Below are 18,263 nucleotides of genomic sequence, written 5' to 3'. Positions count from 1 at the left end.
GCTTGCTGTCATCCGGGTCGGCACGCTATGCCGCCGGTTTGTCCCGCCCCTCGGGGGCCACCGCCCCCGGCACCGGGGAGGGACTGGCCGGGGTTGCCGTGGCCAGTACCTCGTCCACCAGTCGGTCCCGCGCCCCCGTCATCCCCGCGCGTCTGGCGATCAGGTGATAGATGGCGGGCACCACCAGCAGGGTCACCAGGGTCGCCAAGGACAAGCCGAAGAAGACCACGGTCCCAACGGCCATCCGGCTCTCGTACCCCGCCCCCATGGAGAGCATCAGGGGCACGGCGCCGATGATGGCGGTGAGTGAGGTCATCAAGATGGGGCGCAGGCGGCGCACCGACCCCTTGATGATCGCCTCCTCGAACCCTTCACCCCGCTGGCGCAGCTGGTTGATGAACTCCACGATGAGGATGCCGTTCTTGGTCACCATGCCGATGAGCATGATCATGCCTATCTGGCTGTAGATGCTGAGCTCCTGCCCCGTGAGCCAGAGGCCGAGCAGGCCGCCGAAGATGCCGAGCGGCACCGTCATCATCACCACCGCCGGGGTCAGCAGGCTCTCGAACTGGGCCACCAGCACCAGATAGACCACCAGCAGGGCCAGGCCGAACACCAGTGCCATCTCCCCCTGGTTGTCGCGATAGTCCTTGGACTCGCCGGCATAATCCACCGACATGCCGGTGGGCAGGTGATCTGCGGCCCAGCCATCCAGGAAGTCAAGCGCCTCCCCCAGGGTGTGACCGGGGGCCACGTCCGCGGTGAGGGTGACCGCCTTCTGGCGCTGGTAGTGGTTGAGGCGCTGGGGACTCGCCACCTGGGTGACGGTCGCCAGGGTGGAGAGGCTCACCATCTCGCCGCTCGCGGCCTTCAAATAGATGCGGCTGATGTCGGAGATGCCGTTGAACTGGGTCTGGTTGGCGCGCAGGTAGACATCATACTCTTCGCCCCTGTCCACATAGGTGGTCTGGCTGACGCCGCCGAGCAGGGCCTGCAGGGAGCTTGCGATGGTGGAGACCGGAATGCCGAGCTGGGTGGCTCGCTCCCGCTCTATGGTCACCTGCAGCTCCGGGGTCTTCTCGGCATAGTCGAGATCCGGGCTCTGCATCAGCCCGCTTTGGGCCGCCGCCTCCTTGAGCGCCAGCCCCTGCTGGTTGAGCTCGCCGTAATCGGAGCCTTGCAGCACGAACTGCACCGCCGCGGTGGAGCCGCCTCTGAACCCCGGCTGGAAGGTGCGGATCATCACGTCGGGGATGCCGGCGAGGCGACCGCTCAGGGAGCGGCCAAACTCGGTGGCCGTTTCGTCCCGCACCGCCCAGTCGCTGAGCTGGATGATGGCCATGCCGGTCTGATCGCCGCCGCGCCCGAAGGCCGGGGTGCTGAAGCTCATGGCCTGCACCACCCCCTTGCCGAGCAGCGGCAGGATGGCGGCCTCCACCTGCTGCATGTTGCGCTTCATCCGCTCGATGCTGGTGCCCTCCGCCCCTTTCACGAACACATAGAGCACGCCCCTGTCCTCGGTCGGGGTAAGGCTCGCGGGCAGCTTGCCAAAGAGGGCGCCAATGCCGCCAAGGCAGAGCAGCAACACCAGGGGCATCCAGACGGCGCGGCGCAGCACGGCTCCCAGCACGCGGCGATAACGCTCCTCCACCCAGCCAAGTCCCTTGTCCAGGGTGGCGGTCAGGGCGTTGGGCTTGTCCACGGCACGCATCAGCCAGGAGCCCATGGCCGGGGTCAGGGTGAGCGCCACCAGGGAGGAGAAGAGCACGGCCAGGGAGAGCAGGATGACGAACTCGGTGAAGAGGCGCCCCACCATGCCGTCCATAAAGGCGATGGGCACGAACACCATCACCAGCACGGCGGTAGTGGCGATGACGGCAAAGCCCACCTCCCGGGTGCCGTGCCAGGCCGCCATCAAGGGGGACTCGCCCCGTTGCAGGTGGTGGTGGATGTTCTCTACCACCACGATGGCGTCATCCACCACCAGGCCGATGGCGAGGATGAGGGCCAGCAAGGTGATGAGGTTGATGGAAAAGCCCAGATACCAGGCACCGATGAAGGCCGAAATCAGGGAGACGGGGACCGTGATGGCGGGGATGAGCGTGGTGCGCCCCTGCCCGAGGAAGAGATAGAGCACGGCCACCACCAGCAGGGCGCAGATGGCGAGTGTCTCGTATACCTCGTCGATGGCCTGCTTGATGAAGATGGTGGAGTCGTAATCGACCTCAAGGGTGGCCCCCTCCGGCAGGAAGCGCTGCATCTCCACGAGCTTCTTCTCGATGCCCTGGGCCACCGCCAGAGGATTGGCGGTGGACTGGGCGACGATGCCAATCCCCAGGCTCTCGCGGCCGTTGCGCTGATAGGCGCTGTCTTCGTTCTTGGCCCCCACCTCCACATCCGCAATGTCCGCCAGATAGATGCTCTGACCATTGGTGGCGGTTTTGACCGGCAGGGTGCGAAAATCTTCCGCACTGTGATAGAGCCGTGCAATCTGCACCGCCATGGTCATGGTGTTGTTGCGGATCTCGCCGCCCGGCAGCTCGATGTTCTCCCGCTTGAGGGCATCCTGCACGTCGGCCACCGTGATGCCGCGGGCCGCCATGTCGGCGGGGCGCAGCCGCACGTACATCACCTGGGTCAGGTCCCCGGAGAGGGAGACCTCGCTCACCCCGTCCACTAGGCTCAAGGGGTCCACCAGCATGCGATTGGCGTAATCCGTCATGGCGGTACGATCCATCTGGGTGCTGCTGAAGTTGAGCCAGATGGCCACATCCCCGTTGCCGTTGTCCTTGGTCACCATGGGCTCGTCCGCCCCGTCTGGCAGCTTGGGTCTGGCCCGGGAGATGGCGTCACGCACGTCGGAGGTGCCCTCCAGCATGTTCCAGCCGAGCTTGAACTCCACCGTGATGGAGGAGCGCCCCTTGCGGGTCACCGAGTTGATGTTCTTGATGCCGCTGATGCCGGAGAGCTGATCCTCGATGGGCTTGGTGACCTGGCTCTCCATCACCTCGGGGGCCGCTCCCTCATAGGTGGTGGTGATGGAGACGGACGGGGTCTGCACATCCGGCATCTCCCGCACGGTGAGTTTGCTGAAGGCCACCAGGCCGAACACGGTGAGCAGGGCGCTGATGACCACCGCCACCAGGGGACGGCGTACTGAGATATCGGAGAGCCACATCAGCCTTTCACCTCGCCCAGATCACGTACCTGGGCGCCGTCGCGCAGATTGACCAGCCCCTCCACCGCGATGCGATCGCCGACGTTCAACCCCTTGAGCACCCAGACGGCCTCGCCATGGGTGTCGCCAAGCTCCACCGGCACGCGCTTCACCCGTCCGTCCGCCTCCAGGCGATAGACGAAGCGCTGCTCGCCGGCGTACTCCACCGACTGGGCGGGGATCAGGGTCATCTTCTGGGGTGGCAGAGAGAGATCCACGTTCATCAGCATGCCTGGGCGCAGCTGGCCGCCGGTGTTGGGCAGGATGACGCGGGCCTTGATGTTCTGGGTGTCGCTGGAGATCCGGCTGTCGAGTGTCTCCAGCACGCCGGAAAAGGATTGATCCGGCCAGGCCGAGCTGGTTGCCGTCACCGCCATGCCGGGGCGCAGCAGGGAGAGGTAGCGCTCGGGCACCGCCAGATCGAGCCGCAGTTTTGCCAGCTCGTCCAGATGCAAGAGCACGTCGCCGCTGTTGACCAGGGCTCCTTCGCTGAGATCGATGAGGCTGACGGTGCCGTCGAAGGGGGCGGCCAGGGTGCGCAGGGAGAGCTCGTAACGGGCCGCATCGACCCGGGCCTGGGCCTGGGCAACAGTCGCCTCCTGCCCCTCCAGCTCCGAGGTGGTGACGGCGCCTCGCGCCACCAGCTTGCGCATGTCCCGCAGCTTGCGGGCCTCGTCGCGCACGCTGGCGCTCTGCTCGGCCAGCTCCGCCTGCTGCTTGCCCGCATCCAGGGCGATCAGGGTCTGCCCCTGTGTGACCTGCTGGCCGGAGCTCACCGCGATGGTGGCAATGCGGCCGGTCACCTCGGGACTGATGGCCACGGAGCGATTGGCCGCAAGCTTGCTCACCAGCTTGATGGAGGGCTCGGCCAGGCTCTGCCTGACGGTTTCGGCCCTGATGTTGATCTCTCTTGGTGCAGGCTTGCTGGCGGGTTCAGCCTGCCGCAGATGCCAGTCGCCCGCCGCCAGCAATAGTAGAAGAGGGAAAAGCCACAGCCACACGCGCGTTTTCATCACAAGATCCATGCAGTCAAAAAGAGAGGAAGAAGAGATAGCTTCATCAAGGATGGCACCATGTTACCCCCTGACTATGCCGTGACTATGTATAAATGTGACAAAACGTAACAGTCCGGTGAGAAGATCATCAAAAACGCATCTTGTCGGCACGCACGTCAGGGTTCTGCCTTACACTGATGCCGACTCTCGCCATCTTCCGGTACGCCCATGTCCATTCCCTCCCCCGCCTTTGCCAGATACCGATTGCAGTGGCTGCTGCTGGGCCTCGGCCTGCTGCTGTTGCTGCTCGCCCTGCAACATGCGTTTCGCCAGGTTACCGAGATAAACAAGCGTGACACCATCAACGCCGCGACCCAGCTCAGTAGCCAGCACCAGCGAATGGAGACCTTCCTCGAGGCCATGCGCGGCCAGGCGGAGGAGCGCCTGCGCAGCAATCCCCAGTCCGTGCTCTCTCGCCAGCTCTATAAGGCGCTGCAATCCGACGGGGAGCACGGCATCAACCTGGATCGCATCCCCGTCGATCTGCCCCCCGCCCTCATCGGCAACCTGACCGGGCAGGGCCCGCTACCCCATGACGGCAGCGAGCGGCAAGCCAGAATACATCTCGCCCTCAGCCTCTCCCCCTTGCTCGCCACGGCCAGCAAGCTGCTGGACAGGGACGTGGCCTGGATCTACTTCACCGGTACGGACAATTTCATCTACCTCTATCCCTGGGTGCCGTCCAGCCAGTTTCGCTTCGATCCCGTGATTTACAGCAAGGCCTACTGGCAGGAGGCGATGGCCAGGCATCCCCACCTGGAGCACGCCATGCTCTCGCGCCCCTACCAGGATTTTGCCGGACGGGGGCAGATGATCACCCTCTCCCAGCCCATTACCCAGGGCGGCCAGATCATTGGCCTGCTCAGCATCGACATCCAGACCGTCACGCTGGCGCAGACCCTGCACCGCCTCGCCCCCCGGATTGGTACCCTGTTCCTGCTCAACGCCCATCAGCAGATCCTCGCCAGCAGCCAGTCCGGTACCGCGCCGCCCCCGGCCAGGACGGCGCAGTCAGCGGAATATGAGTGGCAACAGGGCGCCCTGCAGCTCGTCTATCCCATCCCGGAGACACCGCTCTCCCTCATCCATCGCATCCCGCTGCTGCCTCTACTGCAGACGCTGTTGTGGCAATCGGCGACGGCGCTCATCACCATTTTCTGTCTGGTGGTGGCGACCGTCTCCAGCCTGCGTGCCCAGCGCCTCAACCGGCGCCTCAACTACCTGTCGCGCCACGATGCCCTGACCGGCGCCTTCAACCGCCACTACTTCGATGCCTTCGAACACCGCCAGGCCCTGGCAGGCCGCCAACGCATCGGCGCCATCATGTTTGACTGCGATCACTTCAAACAGGTCAACGACCGTTTCGGCCACGGGGTGGGCGATCAGGTCCTCATCCGTCTGGTGCAGCTCTGCCAGTCCCTGCTGACACGGGAGTGCCACCTGATCCGCTGGGGCGGCGAGGAGTTCCTGCTGCTCGTCGCCGATGAAGCGATCCCTCTGGCCCCCTTGGCCGAGCGGCTTCGCCTGTGCATAGCAGAGCATCCCTGGAGCGCCATCGCGGCCGAGCTGAAGGTGACCGTCAGCCTGGGCCACTGTCGTCAATCACCAGCCATCTCCTTGCAGGAGGTGATCCGCCGCGCCGATATCGCCCTCTATCAGGCCAAGGCCAACGGCCGCAATCGCAGCGAAGCGTGGCGGGATGACGGACAGGAGAAGCCGGAGTAAGCTGGACTCCCACTTCATGTCAGGAGACGCAACTGTGTCACGAAAACCCCGTCTGGGATTGGCCCTGGGCAGCGGTGCGGCCCGAGGATGGGCCCACATCGGCATCATCCGTGCCCTGGAGCGACTGGGCGTCAAGCCGGATCTGGTGGCTGGCTGCTCCATCGGCAGCTTTGTCGGCGCCGCCTATGCCGCTGGTGAACTGGACAAGCTGGAGAGCTGGGTGCGCGGCTTCAGCCGCCTGCAGGTCATGGGGCTGCTCGATCCTGCCCTCTCCGGCGGCCTGTTTCGCGGTGACAAGGTGTTTGGCATCGCCGCCGGCCATCTGGGGGATCCCGCCATCGAAAGCCTGCCGCTGCCCTTTGCCTGCGTCGCCACCGAACTCGATACCGGTCGCGAGATCTGGTTGCAGGAAGGGCCGCTTCGCCAGTGCGTGCGCGCCTCCTGCGGCATGCCCGGCCTGCTCACCCCGACCCGGGTGGAGGATCGCTGGCTGGTGGACGGGGCCGTGGTCAACCCTGTCCCCATCTCCCTGGCCCGCGCCATGGGAGCCGAGGTGGTGATCGCCGTCAACCTCAACACCGATATGCACCAGCCCTGGACCGACGAACCGGACGAGCCCGTGCAGGGGGGGCTGCTCAGCCAGTGGTTGAACCGGGGCGAGCGCGAACCCAGTACCCCCGGCATGTGGGGGGTGATGACGGGCTCCATCAACATCATGCAGGAGCGCATCACCCGTGCCCGGATGGCCGGGGATCCCCCCGAGATCCAGCTCTGCCCGCGCCTTGGCAACCTCTCCATCATGGATTTCCACCGCGCGAGCGACGCCATCGACGAGGGGGAAGCCTGTGTCGAGCGCAACCTGGAGCAGCTCAAGGAGGAGCTGTCACGACTCTGCCTGATATGAAGGCATATCGGGGTAAAAGATAAAAAGAGCGCCAATAGGCGCTTTTTTGTTTCGGGCGACGCGCCTCAGAACAGCCCCAGCCCCTTGAGCATCACCACCAGGATCAGCAGCGGCGACACATAGCGGATGATGAAAAACAGGGGGCTGAGGATGGGCAACGCCAGCTTGCCCCCATTGGTCAGCGCCGTCGTCATCCGCTCAAATCCCCATACCCAGCCCACAAAGAGGCAGAGGATGATGCCGCCAAGGGGCATCAGCACGTTGGAAGAGACGAAGTCGAACAGATCGAAGAAGGTTTTCCCGCCAACCTGCACATCCGCCAGCGTGCTGCTCGAGAGCGCACAGGTCGAGCCGACCGCCCCCAGCACCAGCAGGTTGATCAGGGTCGCCCTTGTGCGGCTCATGTGAAAGCGCTCGGAGAGCACCGAGACCGGCACCTCCAGGATGGAGAGCATGGCCCCGGTGGCTGCGATGGCGGAGAGCACGAAGAAGAGCACCATGAAGAGGTGTCCAAAGGGGATACTGGCAAAGACTGCGGGTATGGTGATGAACAGCAGGGAGGGGCCTGCGCTCGGCTCGAAGCCAAAGGCAAACACCGCCGGGAAGATGGCGATCCCCGCCAGCATGGAGACGAAGAGATCCGCGCACATCACCCGTACCGTGGTGAGAGGGATGTGCTGATCATCGCGAAAATAGCTGCCATAGGTCATCATGCAGCCCATCCCGATGGAGAGCTTGAAGAACGCCAGCCCCATGGCCGTCAGCACGACGCCTGCGGTCACCTTGGAGAAATCCGGCGAGAACAGGAAATGCAGTCCTTCGCTCGCTCCGGGCAGAGTCAGGCTGCGCACGCCTACCACCAGCAGCAGGATGAAGAGCAGTGGCATCAACCGCTTGGTGACCGCTTCGATCCCCCTGGAGACCCCCATCAGCAAGATCCCCCCCATCAGGGCCAGCACCAGCCACTGCCAGAGCAGACTCTGCAAGGGATCCGTGATGAGCGAATTGAAGGCAGCACCCGTGACGGCGGGATCGGTGGAGAGGATCTCGCCGCTGGCCGCCTTGAAGATGTAGGCAAACACCCAGGCCGCCACCTCGGAGTAGAACGACATGATGAGGAAGGCCGCGCTCACCCCCATGGCGGCGATCAGCCACCAGGGTTGCCCCTTCGGAGCCAGCTTGATGAGCCCGCTGACCGCATCCGTCCTGGCCTCGCGCCCCAGCATGATCTCGGAGATCATCACCGGCAATCCCACCAGCAGGGTGGCGACGACATAGACCAGCAGAAAACCGGCGCCACCGTTCTCACCGGTCAGATAGGGAAACTTCCAGATATTGCCGAGCCCGACGGCAGACCCCAGGGTCGCGGCCAGCACGCCAAAGGTGCTGGTAAACCCATCTCGGGCTTTGGTAATGGATTGGCTCATCGTTGTCTCGCTGTGTGGATCACCGCCTGAATTAAAAGGGTCGGAGTGTTCCGTGGATTAATCCAGCCCGACAAGATGATTTAGTGAAAATCGCCGTTGACCGCACACAACCCATTATTTAATTAAATAATCATCCATTTTGACAAATAAAAAATGCCGCCTCGAGGGCGGCATTTTTATCAAGGTTGAACCGAATCAAGCCTTGGCAATATCGTCCGGACCGATCTGGCCGATTTCGGCGACTTTCTTGTCAGCCAGCAGCCAGAGGGTGAACTTGTGCAGATCGGGGTGGTGGGCCAGGGCAACCAGGAAGGCGCCTCCGACTTCACGGTAACCCAGTTCATAGTTCTTCAGGGTGGTTGGGGGGACGCCCAGCAGATCGGCAAACTTGGGACGGCTCAGGCCTACCGCTTCGCGGATCTGACGGATCTTCTTGCCAACAGTTACGATATTTGAATTCATGTGTTCCATACTCCGTTCGGCGGATTGACTCCACCTTTATTTTTCGCGACGACTCGTAGTCAAGTGTATCAGTTTTGAACGGACTCGTTATGGTCGAGCCTCTATCTATAATCAGCGTCTTTCGACGACAACCCTTCACAAACCTCGGGGATGGTAATCGCTGCGTCGCCTCAGGTAAACAGTCTCGAAAAGAAACCTTTCTTGTTGCCCGGCCATCCCTCGTATAATTCGCCGGTTATTTCCAAGAGAGTCATCAACATGGCATTTCCCGGCATCATTTCCCGTCTTCATTCCGACCCGGACTCCCTCCCCCGTCAGCTCGCCCAGGGTATGCAGACCCGGGCCGAAGCGTTCTGGCTGCCCATGGCCATGCAGGGGGACGCCGCCACCGTGCTGGCGGCCCTCCCGGACAGCTGCAGCCTCTATCTTGAAGGCCAGGCGACGCTTCCCCTGCGCAGCCACGACGGCGTCGTGGCAGAAAACGGCACCCTGGCACTGGGCAATGGTCATACGATGACGCTGGCCAGGGAGAAAGGCGATGGCGGCATCGTGCCGGAAGAAAGCCTCGCCGAGATGGCCCAATGGCTGGAAGCGGGTCATCGGCACTTCATCTGCTCCACCGCCGTCCAGCCCGTGGCGCGGGCCATCCTCAACATCTGGCCTCTCGATCCCTACCTCGCCCGTCACTTCTTGCTCAGTTTCACACCCTTGCTGTGCGAAGCAACCGAGGCAGACTATCTTGCTGTCCTCTCAGTCAGGGCGGGTGACGCCACCCCGCGGCACGCTTGGGCTGAGGCTTATATGAAGCTTGAGAAGAAACTGCATCGCGCCTACTTGGATCACTAATAAATCCCAAGAAACAGCCAGTTATCCCTACGACACAATTTGCCCCATCCCTTATCTGTGAGCTTGATCATGTTTTGAAATGGGCATAAAGTGCGCCACGTCATCGGAATGACGTCGGCTGTTCGTGGCGGAGTATGCATTGTCGACAGTGCAACCCGCGCACTTGTGCACCCAGATACGTGCCTCCTGGATGGATCTAGGATCCCTGTTCGCACCAACGTCGTTGGTCGACAGAGCCAGCAGCTTACATAAATTACAAAGTGCGAAGCACGTGAACAACGTGCCATCTCAACGAGGATTATTTTATGATGAAAATGGCTCCTTCCCTGATCGCCATCGCTATGGCCACCATGGGTGCAACTGCAGCTCACGCCGCTGACGACATCTACTTCGGCGCCGGTGTTGGTGCAACTCACTTCAACGGTCTGAACAAGATCGAAGGCGTGAACGTTGGCGAAGAAGATGCGGCTGCTGCCAATGCCTTCGTTGGTTACAACTTCAACGAATACTTCGGTTCCGAGCTGGGCTACCAGTACACCGGCCGTGGCAACACCGACGGCAACCGTTACGAGAGCCAGGGTGCCACCCTGTCCGGTATCGCTCGTCTGCCGCTGGGCAACGATTTCTCCCTGTTCGGTGAAGCTGGCGCCTACTGGGGCCACACCGACGGTCTGGGCACCAGCGATACCAAAGTATCCCCGCTGGCCGGTGCCGGTGTGACCTACAAGGTCAACGACGCGCTGGATCTGCAAGCTCGCTACCGCTACATGTGGGACGTGGCTGACCTGCACGCCGACAACGTACGCTACAAGTCCAACCAGAGCGTTGCGACCCTGGAAGCCGTTTACCACCCGTTCCGTACTTCCTACGTAGCGCCTGCTCCGGCCCCGGTTGTTGAAGAAGCACCGGCCCCGGCTCCGCAAATCGTTGAGAAGAACTTCGCCCTGAACTCCGACGTGCTGTTCGCCTTTGGCAAAGACAGCCTGAAGGCCGAAGGTGTGCAAGCCCTGAACGCTCTGTACCAGCAAATCGTTGAGTTCCAGCCGAAAGACGGCAACGCCGTTGTTGTTGGTTACACCGACCGTATCGGTTCCGACGCTTACAACCAGAAGCTGTCTGAAGCTCGTGCCCGCACCGTTGCCAACTTCCTGGTCAGCAAGGGTATGGCTGCCAGCAAGGTTGCCATCGAAGGTCGCGGCGAAGCCAACCCGGTCACCGGCACCAAGTGTGACGGCGTCAAGGCCAAGGCTCAGCTGATCTCCTGCCTGGCTCCGGACCGTCGCGTAGAAGTTCGCGTATCCGGCGTACAAGAAGTTCAAAAGTAATCTGACTTCGCTCAGGTAACGTAAAAAAGGGGATGCCACGGCATCCCCTTTTGCTGTCTCTCTCCTCCCCCCAGCGACACTCTCTGTCTCACCTTTCTCCCCTTTACCCCCGTATTGCGGCCCCGCGACACCGGTATCGGCGCTGCATATCTGTGCAGAAACTTGATCACGCTGATTCAAAAGAATACAGTAGCAACGCTTGTAAGACATTGGATGAACTATTAAAAGTGCTCAGTGCCCGGTTAGTTGTCCATGGAGAAACAGCTTCATGAGAATCCAGGTTTCCATCCATTTTTTATTCAAGCCGTCCGTGATTCGCTCACGGTGTCGCACATGAAGTGTCATCTGCGACCGGTATAACAAAGAGTGCGCAGTACGCCCATAGCACGGCAACTCAACGAGGATAAAACGATGAAAATGAAAATGGCACCAACCCTGATTGCTCTGGCCATTGCAGCCATGGGAACCACCACCGCTCAGGCGGCCGACGACTGGTACACGGGTATGGGTGCAGGTTGGGCCTATGGCCACGACCTGGATACCTTTGGCCAGGATGCTGACAAGGACGCCACCGCGCTCTCCCTGTTCGGCGGTTACAACTTCACCGAGAACTTTGCCGCCGAGCTCGGCTATCTCTATGCCGGCAAGGCTGGCGTCGATGGCGTCGACTTCAAAACCCAGGGTGCCACCCTGTCCGGTATCGCACGCCTGCCCATGAATGACATCTTCTCCGTCTTCGCCGAAGGGGGTGCCTACTTCAACCACGTCAACGGCAACGGCCAGAGCGACAACGGCACCTCGCCGCTGGCGGGTCTGGGTCTGACTGCCAAGCTCTCCGACCTTATCGACCTGCAGGCCCGCTACCGCTACATGTGGGATCTGGGTGACGATCAGAAAACCTGGAAAACCGACATGAGCGTCGCCACCCTGGAACTGGTGATGCACCCGAACCGCACCACCTATGTGGCACCGGCCCCGGCACCGGCTCCCGAGCCGGTTCCCGAGCCCGTCATGGTCGACAAGAACTTCTCCCTGAGTTCGGACGTGCTGTTTGCCTTCGGCAAATCCACCCTGAAGCCGGAAGGGGCTGCTGCGCTCAACACCCTGTATCAGCAGATCGTCGACGTCCAGCCGAAAGATGGCAGCGCCGTGGTGGTGGGTTACACCGACCGCATCGGCTCCGATGCCTACAACCTGAAGCTGTCTGAAGCCCGTGCCCGCACCGTGGCCGACTTCCTGGTTGGCAAGGGTCTGCCGGCTGGCAAGGTATCCATCGAAGGTCGTGGTGAAGCCAACCCGGTCACCGGTACCCAGTGTGACGGCATCAAGGCCAAGGCTCAGCTGATCGCCTGCCTGGCACCGGATCGCCGCGTCGAAGTGCGCGTCACCGGCGTACAGGAAGTGCAGCAATAAGGGGACAACCACCTGTTGCAAAAAGGGGCCATTCCGGCCCCTTTTTTAATGCCCGGACGGCACCGCCAGCGCGGGCAGCCCACCTGCCTGTCTCACCGATTTTCCATACAGATGCGTCACTTAAATGGTTAATGCGCTCACATCGCCTATACATAATGTTGGCTATACATAGCAAAGGGCTGGGAGCCCTATAACACCCAACATCGACGAGGATACGCGATGAACATAAGACTGAAACCTGTGTGGATTGCATTGGCATTGGCGACGAGTGCCGCCCAGGCGGCACCTGTTCACGACTGGTATGTGGGGGCTGGGGGTGGCTGGGCCTTTGCCCATGACATCGATGATTTCAGCAAGGACGTCGGCAAGGACGCGACCGCCATCAACGCCTTTGTCGGCTACAACTACAACGAGAACCTGGGGACCGAACTCGGTTACCTCTCCACCGGTGACTGGGATATCGCCGGCCAGGACTTCAACAGCAAGGGGGCAACCCTGTCGGTCATTGGCCGCTTGCCCCTGGGGGACATCTTCTCTGTCTTTGCCGAAGGGGGCGGTTATCTCTATCACGTCGACTCCGTCAACGGGGGAGATGACAACCTGGCTCCCCTGGCGGGTCTGGGCCTGACCGCCAGACTGAGCGACTGGGTAGACATCCAGACCCGCTACCGCTACATGGTGCGAGTCGGGGACGATCCTGACAACGACAAGGTGGGCAGCGGTACCAAACGCTGGGTCAGCGACATCAGTACCGCCACCATCGAGCTGGTGCTTCACCCCAATCGCACCGTCGCCGCAGTGCCGGTGGCCGCGCCTCTGGTCGTGGCACCGCCGCCCCCGGCTCCCGAGCCGGTGGATCAAACCTTCAACCTGAGTTCGGATGTGCTGTTTGCCTTTGGCAAGGCGGAGCTCAAACCGGAGGGGATGCAGGCACTCGACGCCCTCTACCAGCAGATCGTCGACGTCAAACCCAAGGATGGCAACGCCGTGGTGATGGGCTACACCGACCGCATCGGCTCGGATGCCAACAACCAGGCACTGTCGGAGGCCCGTGCAAGCACGGTCGCCAACTTCCTGATTGGCAAGGGGCTGCCCGCCGACAAGGTGAGCATCCAGGGCAACGGCGAGAGCAACCCGGTCACCGGCACCCAGTGTGATGCCATCAAGGCCAGGGCTGCCCTCATCGACTGCCTGGCCCCGGATCGCCGGGTCGAAATCCGGGTCACCGGCGTCAGCAATCCTGCCGAGCCTGCCCCCGCCGAGCAACCGGCACAATAACCTCCTCTTCCTTCACTGCCGTGCACAAAAAAGGGATGCCGAGGCATCCCTTCTGCATGTCTGTCCCCTTGGGATCAGAAGGAAGTACGACGATAGCGGCGGTACTCGGGACGCCAGAAGTTCGCCTCGATGGCCTGATCGATCACATCATCGGGGGTCTGCACCGCCTTGCCCTGCAACATGGCGGTCTTGGCCACCATCTTGGCGATGTAGCGGGAGACCTGATGGATGTCCGCCAGATCCGGCAGCAAGGAGCCCTCTTCCCCCTTCACCAGGGGTGAACAATCCGCTAGGGCACGGCTGGCCGACATCAGCATGGCATCGGTCACCCGGTTGGCACCGGAGGCGATCACCCCAAGGCCGATCCCCGGGAAGATGAAGGAGTTGTTGCACTGGGCGATGACGTAGCGCTTGCCCTTGTACTCCACCGGTGCGAACGGGCTGCCGGTGGCGACCAGCACCTGGCCGTCGGTCCAGCGAATGAGATCCGCCGGGGTGGCTTCCACCCGGGAAGTGGGGTTGGAGAGCGGGAAGATGATGGGACGGGCACAGTGTTTGTGCATGGTCTTGACCACCTCTTCGGTGAAGAGGCCGGGCTGGCCGGAGACCCCGATCAGGATGTCCGGGCGACCGTGCTCCATCACCTCCAGCAGGGAGATGTTGTCCCCCACCGGCCACTCCTTGATCCGCTCGACCGGCTGGGAGAGCTTGCGCTGGAAGTCGAGCTGGTTGGGGATCTTGTCGGTGATGAGACCGAATCGGTCCACCATGAAGACCCGGCCCCGCGCCTCGGCGTCGGTCAGCCCTTCGGCCTTCATCTGCGCCACGATCTGCTCGGCGATGCCACACCCGGCACTGCCTGCCCCGAGGAAGGCGACCCGCTTCTCGGAGAGTTTGGCACCGGAGGCCTTGCAGGCGGCGATGAGGCTGCCCAGGGTCACCGCGGCGGTCCCCTGAATGTCATCGTTGAAGCAGCACAGCTCATCCTTGTAGCGGTTGAGCAGCGGGGTGGCATTGCCCTGGGCGAAATCCTCGAACTGCAGCAGGATGTCCGGCCAGCGGCGCTTGACCGCCTGGATGAAGGCGTCGACGAACTCGTCGTACTCTTCGCCGGAGATGCGCGGATGGCGCCACCCCATGTAGAAGGGGTCGTTCAGCAGCTGCTGGTTGTTGGTGCCCACATCCAGCACCACCGGCAGGCAGTAGGCCGGGGAGATGCCGCCACAGGCGGTGTAGAGGGAGAGCTTGCCGATGGGAATGCCCATGCCGCCGATGCCCTGATCCCCGAGGCCCAGGATGCGTTCGCCATCGGTGACCACGATCACCTTGACGTTCTGCTTGGTGGCGTTTTGCAGCATGTCATCGATCCTGTCCTTGTCCGGATAGGAGATAAAGAGGCCACGGGCGCGGCGATAGATGTTGGAGAACTCCTCGCACGCCTTGCCGACCGTCGGGGTGTAGATGACCGGCAGCATTTCGGTGAGGTGGTTGTTCAGCAGGCGGTAGAAGAGCGTTTCGTTGGTATCCTGGATGTTGCGCAAATAGATGTGCTTGTCCATGTCGTTGCCAAACGCCATGAACTGGCGATAGGCACGCTCTGCCTGCTCTTCGATGGTTTCGATGTTCTGGGGCAGCAGACCCTCCAGATTGAAGCTGCTGCGTTCTTCGCTGGTGAAGGCGCTGCCCTTGTTGAGCAACGGCGTCTCCAGCAGGGCTGGACCTGCGTAGGGAATGTAGAGGGGACGTTTCTGATTATTATCTTCAAACATGGATCTGTACCTTGACTGTGTGGCCCGTCGATCCTATGGGCTTGAGCCAACAATTTCAAAGGGTTTGCACCTCCCTTGCGAAAGGTTTGCGACCCAGTCGACGAAAGGCCCCCGGAGTCTGACCCGTCAGGCGGCGAAAACGGTTGGCAAAGTTGGCGCCGTCGCTGTATCCGACCCGGGCCGCCAGCTCGGCCAGCGGCCAGTTGGTGTAGAGCAGCAACTGGCGCGCCTTGTTCATGCGAAGCCCGGTGAGCCAGGCCATGGGGCCCATGCCGAACACCTGCTGACAGAGCCGGTGCAGATGGGGTACCGAGCAGGCCATCTGATCAGCCAGCAGGGCCACGCTCCAGGGCTCGTCCAGACGTGCCTCCACCCGCCGAAACAGCGCCTGTAGCCGCAGCTCCGGCGTGCCGCGCACCTCCCCCTGCAGGGTCCGCTCCAAGAGCGCCAGCAACAGGCTCAGCAGCTGGGGCTGGAGCGGCGAACGTATTCCCTCCCCCTGCATCAGGCTGAGCAGGTGATAGAGCTGCTCCCCCTCCTCCCCCTGCCAGATGCGATGACCAAGTCGGTGCAGATGCTGCCAGCGCGGCACGTCGTCCAGCAGGATCCAGCTGGTATGCCAGGCTTCCCCCACCAGCCTGAGGCCCCCCGGCACGGCGGCCGGGAGAAAGACCAGGGCTCCCGCCGGGATGGGCTGCTCCCCGCCATCGGTGAGCAGGGCGCCCCCCTCGTCATGGCTCACCATCAGGATGTGAAACTCCGGTCGGTTGCGGCGGATAAGGTAGTGCTCCCGTATCGTCGAGAGGCCGGTCAGGAAGACGCCCGCCTCCCCAAGCAGGGGCAGCCCTTCGCGCCCCAGCATCCGCTCTTCGCAGGCCGGGGCGATTTCCAGACACTCGTTGATAAATGGCATAGCACCTCAACAGGATAGTTTTGCACAAGAAAGCCGAGAGGGGCTCACAGTGAAGCCTCCCGATATCACCCCTATCATACCCACGACAAACCCTGATTTTTACCAACCCGGTTAACATAAATGAATTATTGGCAAGCGATTTTAAAACAAACCACCGATCGCGAGTTCATGACGCGACTGTGGCGACTGGCCCTGCCGGTTTCGCTGCAATCCATGATGTTCTCCCTGCTCGGCCTCATCGACATCATGATGGTGAGCCAGCTCGGCACCACGGCTGTGGCGGCGGTCGGCTTGGGCAACCGGGTCTTCTTCTTCAATCTGCTGGTGATAGCGGGGCTCTCGGGCGGGGTCTCGGTGTTGGCGGCACAATATTTCGGCCGTGGCGAGATGGCCGGGGTGCGCCGCTCCCTGGCCCTGGCCCTGGTGGGCGCCCTGGCGGTGAGCCTGCCCTTTGCCCTCGTCTATGTGTTCTCACCGGGCAGCGTGCTCGGGTTTGCCAGCCAGGAGCCCGCGCTGCGCGAGCTGGCCGACGAGTTCCTGATGATCACCGGCGCCACCATCCTCTGCACCGCCGTGGTGGTGCCCCTGGAGTCGGCCCTGCGCTCGGTGGGCAATGCCGCGGCGCCGACCCGCATCGGCATCATCGCCATCATCGCCAACGTCATCCTCAACTATGCCCTCATCTTCGGCCATTTCGGCGCCGAGGCCATGGGAGTAGCCGGTTCCGCCTGGGGCACCACCCTTTCGCGCCTGCTCCAGACCGCGCTGCTGCTTGCCTATGTGTGGCGTGCCGAGCCCCGTCTCATCCCGCGCAAGCAAGACTGGCTCGCCGCCTTCAGACGCAAGGAGGTGGTGCGCTTCACCCTGATCGCCCTGCCGCTGTTGCTGCACGACGGGCTCTGGGCCTTCGGCATGCTGCTCTACGGCTTCCTCTACGCGCACCTCGGCACCGACGCCCTGGCCATCATGACCACCCTCGGCACGCTGGAGAGCATCCTCATCTCCCTCTTCTTCGGGCTGGCGGTGGCCTGCTCCACCCTGCTCGGTCACCGGCTCGGGGCCGAGGAGTATGACGAGGCCTGGCAGCACTCCCAGCTCTTCCTTCTGCTGGCCCCCGTCGGCGCCCTGCTGGTGGGGACCGCCGTCTGGCTGATGCAGGGCAGCCTGCTGCAATGGGTCGGCAACCTGCCGGGCGAGCTGATGACTGAGGCCGGCCAGGTGCTCGCCATCCTGTGTCTGGGCATGCTGCTCAAGGTGTTCAACATGGTGGGGATCGTCGGGGTACTGCGCTCGGGGGGGGACGTCAACTACAGCATCTTCATCGACATCGTCGGCATGTGGTGCATCGGCCTGCCGCTGGCCTGGGTGGCGGTCAGCCTGTTGGGCTGGCCCCTCTCCTGGGTGGTGGCGGTGGTCCTGCTGGAGGAGCTCTCCAAGGTGCTGCTGGTGCAGCGCCGCATTCGCCAGCGGCGCTGGCTGCGCAATCTGGTGCTGGGATAAGGGAAGAGCGCAAAGCGGGAAAATGCGGGGTCATATCAATGACAGAAAATCCCGCTTTGCAGTATGCTGGCCCCCTCTTCAATCAGAGGCGGGGTGCGCCGGCCATGCCGACCCTTGTGCCCCTGCCCAGTAGTCGTTTAAGGAGACGAGCATGCAACCACAAAAAGAGCGGATCACCGAGACTGCCCTGCTGGAGATGGCCAACAAGATCATTCGTGAACACGAGGACTTCATCCACGGCATGCGCGCCGACTCGGTGGAGCAGAAGGGGGACATACTGGTGTTCAAGGGGGAGTTCTTCCTGGCAGAGGACGGCACCCCGACCGGCAAGACCATGGCGGTGTTCAACATGTTCAAGCTGCTGGCCCAGCAGCTCTCCGGCAAATACACCCTGGCCTGACGCCTGCCCCGTCATCACCGGATGCCGCC

General features: G+C 62.5%; 14 protein-coding genes. 8 read left to right on the top strand and 6 right to left on the bottom strand.

The window, feature by feature from the left end; genetic code table 11:
- Window positions 1-25: 25 nt before the first annotated feature.
- Both I6L48_RS09755 and I6L48_RS09750 read right to left on the bottom strand, forming a co-directional pair.
- Window positions 26-3,178, bottom strand: a complete 3,153-nt coding sequence (locus I6L48_RS09755) for an efflux RND transporter permease subunit (protein ID WP_216988005.1) — start codon at window positions 3,176-3,178, stop codon at window positions 26-28.
- The gene (locus I6L48_RS09750; protein WP_162726166.1) at window positions 3,178-4,230 is read right to left on the bottom strand and encodes an efflux RND transporter periplasmic adaptor subunit; all 1,053 of its coding nucleotides are present in this window, start codon (window positions 4,228-4,230) and stop codon (window positions 3,178-3,180) included. Before I6L48_RS09750 ends, I6L48_RS09755 begins: the two co-directional genes overlap by 1 nt.
- A 210-nt stretch (window positions 4,231-4,440) precedes the next feature.
- Between I6L48_RS09750 and I6L48_RS09745 the strand changes: the two genes are divergently transcribed.
- Window positions 4,441-5,997 carry a sensor domain-containing diguanylate cyclase gene (locus I6L48_RS09745; protein WP_162726165.1) on the top strand — a complete coding sequence of 519 codons (1,557 nt, stop codon included), beginning with the start codon at window positions 4,441-4,443 and terminating at the stop codon, window positions 5,995-5,997.
- Window positions 5,998-6,031: 34 nt separating this feature from the next.
- Window positions 6,032-6,901: a patatin-like phospholipase RssA gene (gene rssA / locus I6L48_RS09740; protein WP_041213338.1), complete on the top strand. Its 870-nt coding sequence runs from the start codon at window positions 6,032-6,034 to the stop codon at window positions 6,899-6,901.
- Window positions 6,902-6,966: 65 nt separating this feature from the next.
- Here the strand turns inward: rssA and I6L48_RS09735 are convergent, their stop codons facing one another.
- Both I6L48_RS09735 and I6L48_RS09730 read right to left on the bottom strand, forming a co-directional pair.
- Window positions 6,967-8,328 carry a sodium-dependent transporter gene (locus tag I6L48_RS09735; protein WP_113069863.1) on the bottom strand — a complete coding sequence of 454 codons (1,362 nt, stop codon included), beginning with the start codon at window positions 8,326-8,328 and terminating at the stop codon, window positions 6,967-6,969.
- 195 nt (window positions 8,329-8,523) lie between these two features.
- Window positions 8,524-8,790: a DNA-binding transcriptional regulator gene (locus I6L48_RS09730; RefSeq protein ID WP_010673503.1), complete on the bottom strand. Its 267-nt coding sequence runs from the start codon at window positions 8,788-8,790 to the stop codon at window positions 8,524-8,526.
- A 258-nt stretch (window positions 8,791-9,048) separates the two neighbouring features.
- Between I6L48_RS09730 and I6L48_RS09725 the strand changes: the two genes are divergently transcribed.
- The 4 genes from I6L48_RS09725 (at window position 9,049) to I6L48_RS09710 (ending at window position 13,652) form a co-directional block, all read left to right on the top strand.
- Window positions 9,049-9,636: a hypothetical protein gene (locus I6L48_RS09725; RefSeq protein WP_201922311.1), complete on the top strand. Its 588-nt coding sequence runs from the start codon at window positions 9,049-9,051 to the stop codon at window positions 9,634-9,636.
- 305 nt (window positions 9,637-9,941) lie between these two features.
- Window positions 9,942-10,961 carry a porin OmpA gene (ompA, locus tag I6L48_RS09720; RefSeq protein ID WP_010673501.1) on the top strand — a complete coding sequence of 340 codons (1,020 nt, stop codon included), beginning with the start codon at window positions 9,942-9,944 and terminating at the stop codon, window positions 10,959-10,961.
- 411 nt (window positions 10,962-11,372) lie between these two features.
- Window positions 11,373-12,374 carry a porin OmpA gene (gene ompA / locus I6L48_RS09715; RefSeq protein ID WP_039039303.1) on the top strand — a complete coding sequence of 334 codons (1,002 nt, stop codon included), beginning with the start codon at window positions 11,373-11,375 and terminating at the stop codon, window positions 12,372-12,374.
- Between the two features lie 219 nt (window positions 12,375-12,593).
- Window positions 12,594-13,652 (top strand): OmpA family protein, encoded by a 1,059-nt coding sequence (locus tag I6L48_RS09710; RefSeq protein WP_201922307.1) that lies wholly within the window; start codon window positions 12,594-12,596, stop codon window positions 13,650-13,652.
- 74 nt (window positions 13,653-13,726) lie between these two features.
- Here the strand turns inward: I6L48_RS09710 and I6L48_RS09705 are convergent, their stop codons facing one another.
- Both I6L48_RS09705 and I6L48_RS09700 read right to left on the bottom strand, forming a co-directional pair.
- Window positions 13,727-15,421 carry an NAD-dependent malic enzyme gene (locus I6L48_RS09705; RefSeq protein WP_039039301.1) on the bottom strand — a complete coding sequence of 565 codons (1,695 nt, stop codon included), beginning with the start codon at window positions 15,419-15,421 and terminating at the stop codon, window positions 13,727-13,729.
- 55 nt (window positions 15,422-15,476) lie between these two features.
- Window positions 15,477-16,334 carry an AraC family transcriptional regulator gene (locus I6L48_RS09700; RefSeq protein WP_162726164.1) on the bottom strand — a complete coding sequence of 286 codons (858 nt, stop codon included), beginning with the start codon at window positions 16,332-16,334 and terminating at the stop codon, window positions 15,477-15,479.
- Between the two features lie 120 nt (window positions 16,335-16,454).
- Here I6L48_RS09700 and I6L48_RS09695 point away from each other — a divergent pair, with 120 nt between their 5' ends.
- Together I6L48_RS09695 and I6L48_RS09690 are read left to right on the top strand one after the other, a co-directional pair.
- The gene (locus tag I6L48_RS09695) at window positions 16,455-17,834 is read left to right on the top strand and encodes an MATE family efflux transporter (RefSeq protein ID WP_029313969.1); all 1,380 of its coding nucleotides are present in this window, start codon (window positions 16,455-16,457) and stop codon (window positions 17,832-17,834) included.
- A 151-nt stretch (window positions 17,835-17,985) separates the two neighbouring features.
- The gene (locus tag I6L48_RS09690) at window positions 17,986-18,234 is read left to right on the top strand and encodes a YciN family protein (RefSeq protein ID WP_010673495.1); all 249 of its coding nucleotides are present in this window, start codon (window positions 17,986-17,988) and stop codon (window positions 18,232-18,234) included.
- Window positions 18,235-18,263: the final 29 nt, after the last annotated feature.

This window comes from Aeromonas sp. FDAARGOS 1418 (genome assembly GCF_019048585.1).
Taxonomy (GTDB): Bacteria; Pseudomonadota; Gammaproteobacteria; order Enterobacterales; family Aeromonadaceae; genus Aeromonas; species Aeromonas caviae.
The sequence above is the reverse complement of the archived record's forward strand: the minus strand, read 5'-3'. Positions and strand labels throughout refer to the sequence as shown.

Excerpts from the sequence above, each read along its gene's own strand:
- I6L48_RS09695 (WP_029313969.1), top strand. The coding sequence starts at position 16,455 with ATGAATTATTGGCAAGCGATTTTAAAACAAACCACCGATCGCGAGTTC.
- I6L48_RS09700 (WP_162726164.1), bottom strand. The coding sequence starts at position 16,334 with ATGCCATTTATCAACGAGTGTCTGGAAATCGCCCCGGCCTGCGAAGAG.
- I6L48_RS09735 (WP_113069863.1), bottom strand. The coding sequence starts at position 8,328 with ATGAGCCAATCCATTACCAAAGCCCGAGATGGGTTTACCAGCACCTTT.
- ompA (WP_010673501.1), top strand. The coding sequence starts at position 9,942 with ATGATGAAAATGGCTCCTTCCCTGATCGCCATCGCTATGGCCACCATG.
- I6L48_RS09710 (WP_201922307.1), top strand. The coding sequence starts at position 12,594 with ATGAACATAAGACTGAAACCTGTGTGGATTGCATTGGCATTGGCGACG.
- I6L48_RS09690 (WP_010673495.1), top strand. The coding sequence starts at position 17,986 with ATGCAACCACAAAAAGAGCGGATCACCGAGACTGCCCTGCTGGAGATG.
- I6L48_RS09745 (WP_162726165.1), top strand. The coding sequence starts at position 4,441 with ATGTCCATTCCCTCCCCCGCCTTTGCCAGATACCGATTGCAGTGGCTG.
- I6L48_RS09750 (WP_162726166.1), bottom strand. The coding sequence starts at position 4,230 with ATGAAAACGCGCGTGTGGCTGTGGCTTTTCCCTCTTCTACTATTGCTG.
- I6L48_RS09755 (WP_216988005.1), bottom strand. The coding sequence starts at position 3,178 with ATGTGGCTCTCCGATATCTCAGTACGCCGTCCCCTGGTGGCGGTGGTC.
- I6L48_RS09730 (WP_010673503.1), bottom strand. The coding sequence starts at position 8,790 with ATGAATTCAAATATCGTAACTGTTGGCAAGAAGATCCGTCAGATCCGC.
- I6L48_RS09725 (WP_201922311.1), top strand. The coding sequence starts at position 9,049 with ATGGCATTTCCCGGCATCATTTCCCGTCTTCATTCCGACCCGGACTCC.
- I6L48_RS09705 (WP_039039301.1), bottom strand. The coding sequence starts at position 15,421 with ATGTTTGAAGATAATAATCAGAAACGTCCCCTCTACATTCCCTACGCA.
- ompA (WP_039039303.1), top strand. The coding sequence starts at position 11,373 with ATGAAAATGAAAATGGCACCAACCCTGATTGCTCTGGCCATTGCAGCC.